This is a genomic window from Jatrophihabitans sp. (assembly GCF_051960575.1).
In the GTDB taxonomy this organism is placed as follows: domain Bacteria; phylum Actinomycetota; class Actinomycetes; order Mycobacteriales; family Jatrophihabitantaceae; genus JBQCEE01.
Map to the genome: position 1 here is coordinate 1 of NZ_JBQCEE010000184.1, position 6854 is coordinate 6854.

A 6854-nucleotide genomic window follows, 5' to 3' on the forward strand; every position below is an offset into this window, starting at 1 on the left:
TTTTTATTTATTATTGGTTTTTTGTTGGCCTTTTTTTTAATTCCTTTTTTTTCTTTTTTTTTTCTCCCACATTTAAACCCCCCCCCCCCCCCCCGCCCCCGCGCCCCCCCCAGGGGGTGTTGATGTCGTCGGGGGTCGCGTCAGGCGCCGGCGACCGCCGTGAACGGCGGCAGGTAGCCGCCGGACTGCCCGGCCGCGGTGGGGTGGTAGCTCTGGGTGATGTTGCTCCAGTCGACGTTGTGCAGCCAGGACGAGCTGCCGTCGCAGATCTCGTGACCGTTGGCGAAGCCGCTGCGCACGTCGGCGAAGACGAACCCGTGCCGCGCGGCCGCCTGCTGGATCACGGTGTCGAGCACGTCCGCGCCCTCGTTGATCTTCGAGCGGGCGGTGTCGCTGAGACCCACGCAGTACCAGACCCCGACGTGGTAGAAGCGCGGGTAGTCGAGCACGACCACGCGCGCGTTCGGCGCGTGGGACCGGATGCCGTTGTAGGTGGTGTCGAGCAGCCCCGGCAGCTGGGTCTGCGCCTTCTGCTCGGCCGCGTTGACCTCGCTGACGCACGTGCTGGTGCTGTACAGGACGCAGTCCTCCATCACGCCGGCGAAGTTCACGTCGTTGCCGCCGATCGTGATGCTCACCAGCGTCGTCGAGGTCGACAGGGCCGAGAGCTGGTTCGCGTTCACGTCCGTCGTCTTCGCGCCCGAGCAGGCGACCGAGACGTAGGACGCGGGGGCGTGCGCGTTCGCCCACAGCTGCGAGTACGCCAGCGTGCTGCGCAGGCAGCTGCCGCTGGAACTGGTGTAGCTGCCCGAGCCGACGCCCGAGGAGTACGAGTCGCCGAGGGCGACGTAGCGGGCGCCGGCGGCGTAGGCGGGGGACGCGAGCGTCCCGAGCAGCAGCATGGCGGCGGAGGCGAGCAGGAACAGTCGACGTCGACGCACGGGGGAGTCTCCCTACGGGGGTGGGGTCGGATGATCAGTGCCTAGCACTCGGCACCTCTGGTCCGCGTAATGTCGCGGGCGCGCGTCCCGCTACCGGCGTTCGCAGGGCGCAGGTGCCACGATGGACGGCGTGAAACCCCGCGTGCTCGTGGTCGATGACGATCTGGCCCTCGCCGAGATGCTCGGCATCGTGCTCCGCAGCGACGGCTTCGAGCCGGCGTTCGTCACCGACGGCAGCCAGGCGTTGCAGGCGTTCCGCGAGAGCAAGCCCGACATCGTCCTGCTCGACCTGATGCTGCCCGGCATGTCGGGCATCGACGTGTGCCGCGCGATCCGGGCCGAGAGCGGCGCGCCGATCATCATGCTGACGGCGAAGACCGACACCGTCGACGTCGTGCTCGGCCTCGAGTCGGGCGCCGACGACTACGTGATGAAGCCGTTCAAGCCGAAGGAGCTGGTCGCGCGCATGCGGGCGCGGCTGCGCCACCACGACGACATCGTCGGTGAGACGATCACGATCGGGCCGCCGGACGACGCCGTCCGGATCGACGTGCCGGCACACCAGGTCACCCGCGGCGGGCGGCCCATCCCGCTGACGCCGCTCGAGTTCGACCTGCTCGTGGCGCTGGCGCGCAAGCCGCGCCAGGTATTCACGCGCGAGGTGCTGCTCGAGCAGGTGTGGGGCTACCGGCACGCCGCCGACACCCGGCTGGTGAATGTGCACGTGCAGCGCCTGCGGGCGAAGGTCGAGCGCGACCCCGAGCACCCCGACGTCGTCCTGACCGTGCGCGGCGTCGGCTACAAGGCGGGGCCGCCGTGACCCGTCGCGAGCGGCCGCGGTGATCCTCGACCCGGTGCCCGTCCCCTCCGCCGACGAGCCGGAACCGCCCCGCCGGGGGCGGTCGTCCGCCGTGCTCGCCCGCCTCGCCGCGTGGTCGACGGCCGTCGCCAACCTCTGGCGCCGCTCGCTGCAGGTGCGCGTCGGCACGAGCACCTTCGTCATCGCCGGCGTCGTCGTCGTCGTGATCGGCCTGCTGCTCGTCGACAAGGTCGCCAGCGGCGTGCTGCAGGCCAAGCGCGACTCGGCCGTCGGCCAGGCGAAGGTCGGTCTGCAGATCGCCCGGGCCGAGCTGTTCGACAAGTCCGTCCAGACCGCCGGAGACGTGCAGTCGGCTCAACAGGGGTTGCAGGCCGACCTCACCGCCAGCGGCACGAGCGCCGGGCTCTTCTCGATCGTGCTCGTGCCTGCGGGCGGCAACCTCGACGCCAGCGCGACGGTGCCCGAGCGGTTGCGCTCGCTGGTGCGCAGCGGGAACCTCGCCGTGCAGTACGCGCCGGTGCCGAGCGGGTCGAGCGGCACCCTGGTCAAGGGGCTCATCGTCGGCGAACCCGTCGAGGCGCGCACCGGCAGCTTCGAGCTCTACTACCTCTTCCCGCTCACCGCCGAGGCGCAGACCATCGACCTGGTCGATCGCACCGCCCTGTTCGCGGGGCTGGCGCTGGTGCTGCTCGTGGTGATCATCGCGCTGCTGGTCACCCGCCAGGTCGTCGGCCCGATCCGCCTGGCGGCCGAAACGGCCGGCAAGCTTGCCGCCGGCGACCTCGAGCAGCGCATCCCGGTGCGCGGCCTCGACGACACGGCCAGGCTCGGCCGGTCGTTCAACGACATGGCCGGCAGCCTGCAGCGCCAGATCAAGCGGCTCGAGGACCTCTCGCGGCTGCAGCGGCGGTTCACCAGCGACGTGTCCCACGAGCTGCGCACCCCGCTGACGACGATCCGCATGGCGTCCGAGCTGCTGTACTCGAGCCGGGACGAGTTCCCGCCGGCGCTCGCCCGCTCGGTCGAGCTGCTGCGCGCCGAGCTCGACCGGTTCGAGGCCCTGCTCGGCGACCTGCTCGAGATCTCGCGCTACGACGCCGGCGTCGCCCGGCTCGAGTCCGAGACGGTCGACCTGCGGGGTGTGGTGGCTGCGGCCGCGGCGGCGAACGAGGTGCTGGCGACCCGGCACGGCACCCGCATGATCATCCGCCAGCCCGACGAGCCGGTCACCGTGGACATGGACTCGCGCCGGGTCGAGCGCATCCTGCGCAACCTCATCGGCAACGCACTCGACCACGGCGAGGGCCGCCCGATCGACATCACCATCGCCGCCGACCGCGAGGCCGCGGCGGTGACCGTGCGCGACTACGGCGTCGGGCTCAAGCCGGGGGAGGCGGGCATGGTCTTCAACCGGTTCTGGCGCGGCGACCCCTCGCGCAGCCGGCTCACGGGCGGCACCGGTCTCGGGCTCGCGATCGCGCTCGAGGACGCCCGCCTGCACGACGGCTGGCTGCAGGCCTGGGGTGAGCGGGGGCGGGGCGCGCAGTTCCGGCTGACCCTGCCGCGGCACGCCGGGCACACGCTGATGAGCTCGCCGCTGCCCCTCGTCCCGCCCGATCTGGACGAGGACATCGAGCCCGCCCCGGACATCGACACCGACGCCGACGCGAAGGCCGCGCCGTGACCCGCCGACCCGCCACGATCGCGTGCACGGTGCTGGTCGGCCTCGCGGCCGCGGGCTGCACCGGCGTCCCGACCTCGTCGTCACCGCAGGCGGTCGAGCACCTCGGCGCGTCGCAGAGCCGCCAGCCACCACCCCCGCCGCCACGCGACGCCGACCCGCGCCTGCTGGTCAGCGCCTTCCTCGAGGCCAACGCGCTCGACGTCACCGACCGCAGCGCCACCCGCGCGTACCTGACCGCCGCGGCCCAGACCAGGTGGCAGGCGTCGACGGTGACCGTCGTCGACGACAACCCCCAGGTCGGGCAGTTCGACCCGAAGCGCAGCACCGTCGTCGTCAAGGGCCGGCTCATCGGCACGATCAGCGCCACCGGCATCTACACGCCCGACCTGTCCGGCAACGGCAGCGGCGGCGAGGTGGTGCCCAACCAGTTCACCTTGAAGAAGGTCGACGGGCAGTGGCGCATCGACCAGCTGCGGAACGGGTTGATCCTCACCGAGACCCAGTTCGAGCGCACCTTCGGCCAGCGCAGCGTCTACTTCTACGACGCCGAGGAGCGCTACGTCATCCCGGACGTGCGCTACACGCCCAACGGCGAGGCTGCCGCGGACGCGTCGCTGCTGCTCGACTACCTGCTGGCCGGGCCGCGGTCGGAGCTGCAGAACGCCGAGACCAACGCCGAACTGCCCGCGCAGGTCGACCCGCGCACCGCCTCGGTGACCCTCGGTTCGCCGACCGTCATCGACATCCCCGGCAGCTCCGACCTCGACGCCCGCCACCGCAACCGGCTCGCCGCGCAGCTGGCACTGACGTTCGACCAGGTCGTCGAGGGCGGCGCCTTCGTCCTGCACGACGGCGGCAAGACGGTGCGCATCCCGGCGGTGCCGGGCACCAGCTTCACCGCCGCCGAGGTCGCTGCCGCGACCGGCGCGCAGCCGCCGGCGGTCGAGCCGGCGGTCTACTACGTCGCCGACGGCGCCGGCTACGACCAGCGCGGCCGGCGGCTGCCCGGCCCCATCGGTGCCGGCTCGTACACGCTCACCTCGATCGCGGTCGCGCGCCGCGGCAGCAGCACGGACATCGCCGGCATCTCGAACGCCACCGGCATCCCGCAGCTCTACCTCGGCACGCTCGCGGGCGGGCTGAAGGGTGTGAAGCTCGAGGGGCCGATGCTCACCCGGCCGTCGTGGGCGGCCGGCCGCGAGGAGGTGTGGGTCGGCTCGGGCAACAAGCTCTACCGCGCCGTCGCGGGCGGACAGCTCGGCGGGGTGCCGGTGCCCGGCCTGCCGACCGGTGCGGTCATCAAGGCCCTGCGCGTGAGTCCGGACGGCGGACGGATCGCGCTCGTGGTCGCGGCGAAGGGCACCACCCAGGTCTACATCGGCACCATCGCGCGTGTCGGCGGGCAGGTGTACCTCGACGGCGTCGAGCCGATCAGCCCGGTCGGCATCGCCGTCGACGACGTCGCCTGGAACGACGAGCTCAAGCTGTTCTGCATCGGCACCACGACCGACACCAACGAGCCGCAGCTGATCGAGCTGCAGGTCGACGGGTCGCTCTGGACGGCCGGCCGCATCTTCGGCCTGCCGAGCACGCCGGACAGCGTCACGGTCGCCGAGTTCGAGCCGGTCTGGGTCTCGGCCGGGGCGGCGGTGTGGACGCAGAGCGGCAACTCGTGGACCAGCCCCACCGGGTCGACGGCGGGCGGCGAGACGAGCGGGCTCGCACCCGCGTACGCCGAGTGACCGCGATCGGCGCGCTGCGGTAGCACGGTGCTCGGCGCGCGCGGGCCGGCGTCCACAACCGGCGTGTCGTCCACAGCCGCGCCGCGGTACGCCGCCCGGGCGGTGTGCGGCGGCCAGGGTGGAGCCGTGCTGCTCGACACCGCGATCGACCTCGTCCTGCCCCGGCGCTGCCTCGGGTGCGAGCGGCCCGGCACGCCGTTCTGCGCGGCGTGCCGACCCGGCGCCGCAGGCTGGGTCGACGGGCCGGCCGTGATGCCGGTCGCGGCGACCGCTCGCTACGAGGGTGCGGTGCGCTCGGCGGTGCTCGCCTACAAGGAGCGCGGACGCCGCGACCTCGCGTCCGTGCTCGGGCAGTTGCTGGCCCTCGCCGTCGCGCTGCTGCCGGTCGATGCTGTCGTCGTTCCCGTGCCGTCGTCGCGACGGGCGGCCGCGGCGCGCGGTGGCGACCACATGGTGCGGCTGGCGCGGCGGGCGTGTGCCGTGCCGACGTCCGACGGGCGACGGGTCTGGACGCCCGCGCTCGGCCTCGTGCGTCAGGTCTCCGACTCCGCGGGCCTGTCCGCGTCCGCCCGTGCCTCGCATCTCGTCGGTGCGCTGCGCGCCCACCCGCCGCCGGAGGCGGGTGCGGTCGCCGTGGTCGTCGACGACGTCGTCACGACCGGCGCCACGCTCGCCGAGGCGCGGCGGGCCCTGCTCGTCGCGGGTTGGGCGGTGGCGGGCGCCGCGACGGTCGCGTGGACACCGCGTCGTGTCCCCCGGACGGACACATTCCCAGCCGAGTCACGTGGCGCGTCTAGCCGGATCCCAGGGCCGCGGTCTAACGTTGGAGCGACCTGACCAACCAGGTGGACGTCGGCCCGAGACCGGGAGACGAAATCCCGGTGGCGCCCCGCAGGTGCCTGCAAGACCTCGTCGCCGACGTCACGCCGCTCACGCGTGGAGGTCGCATGGCAACTGTCGCGAGCCACATGGAGATCGTCGTCCATGGCCGCAATGTGGTGGTTCCGGAGCACTATCGGCAGCACGTCGCCGAGAAGCTGACCCGCCTGGAACGCTATGACCACAAGATCATCCGGGTGGACGTCGAACTCCAGCACGAGCGGAACCCGCGGCAGACCGGCAGTTGCCAGCACATCGAGATCACGTGCCGCACGCGTGGTCCGGCGGTGCGCGCCGAGGCGTGCGCCGAGGACTTCTACAAGGCGCTCGACATGGCCGCCGAGAAGCTCGACCGCCGCTTCCGGCACGCCGCCGACCGTCGGCGGGTGCACCACGGCCGCCGCACGCCGCCGTCACTCGGCGTGTTGCCGGCCGACGTCGACCCGCTCGCGACCGACGTGGCCGCCGCCGTCGCCTCGGCCGAGGAAGCCGCCACGGGCGAGGAGGTCGAGGACGGCCAGGCCGAGGGTCCCGGTCAGGTGGTGCGGGTGAAGGAGCACCCGGCCAAGCCGATGACGGTCGATCAGGCGCTGTTCGAGATGGAGCTGGTCGGCCACGACTTCTTCCTCTTCAGCGACGTCGACACCGGTCGGCCCTCGGTCGTCTATCGGCGCCACGCCTACGACTACGGGCTGCTGCGGCTCGGCGAGACGACCGACTGACGGCTCGGTCGGGCTCGGGCCCGGCCGCGCACCGTACGTCGACCGGGCCGGTCACCGGTCCGGTCG

Annotated in this window: 6 protein-coding genes; 5 read left to right on the plus strand and 1 reads right to left on the minus strand. The window is 72.5% G+C overall.

Annotated features, from left to right (window positions below; genetic code table 11):
• Positions 1-140: 140 nt before the first annotated feature.
• Positions 141-941, minus strand: a complete 801-nt coding sequence (locus ACTHMS_RS10530) for an SGNH/GDSL hydrolase family protein (RefSeq protein WP_440306614.1) — start codon at positions 939-941, stop codon at positions 141-143.
• Between the two features lie 130 nt (positions 942-1071).
• Between ACTHMS_RS10530 and mtrA the strand changes: the two genes are divergently transcribed.
• The 5 genes from mtrA to hpf all read left to right on the plus strand — a co-directional run bounded on the left by mtrA (position 1072) and on the right by hpf (position 6788).
• Positions 1072-1761, plus strand: coding sequence for an MtrAB system response regulator MtrA (gene mtrA, locus ACTHMS_RS10535; RefSeq protein ID WP_440306615.1), 690 nt, complete (start codon positions 1072-1074; stop codon positions 1759-1761).
• Positions 1762-1795: 34 nt separating this feature from the next.
• Complete coding sequence (mtrB, locus tag ACTHMS_RS10540) at positions 1796-3445, plus strand: MtrAB system histidine kinase MtrB (protein ID WP_440306616.1); 1650 nt, start codon at positions 1796-1798, stop codon at positions 3443-3445.
• Positions 3442-5187 carry an LpqB family beta-propeller domain-containing protein gene (locus tag ACTHMS_RS10545; RefSeq protein WP_440306617.1) on the plus strand — a complete coding sequence of 582 codons (1746 nt, stop codon included), beginning with the start codon at positions 3442-3444 and terminating at the stop codon, positions 5185-5187. Before mtrB ends, ACTHMS_RS10545 begins: the two co-directional genes overlap by 4 nt.
• A 63-nt stretch (positions 5188-5250) precedes the next feature.
• Positions 5251-6024, plus strand: coding sequence for a ComF family protein (locus tag ACTHMS_RS10550; protein ID WP_440306618.1), 774 nt, complete (start codon positions 5251-5253; stop codon positions 6022-6024).
• Positions 6025-6155: 131 nt separating this feature from the next.
• Positions 6156-6788 (plus strand): ribosome hibernation-promoting factor, HPF/YfiA family, encoded by a 633-nt coding sequence (gene hpf / locus ACTHMS_RS10555; RefSeq protein ID WP_440306619.1) that lies wholly within the window; start codon positions 6156-6158, stop codon positions 6786-6788.
• The last annotated feature ends 66 nt before the right edge of the window (positions 6789-6854 follow it).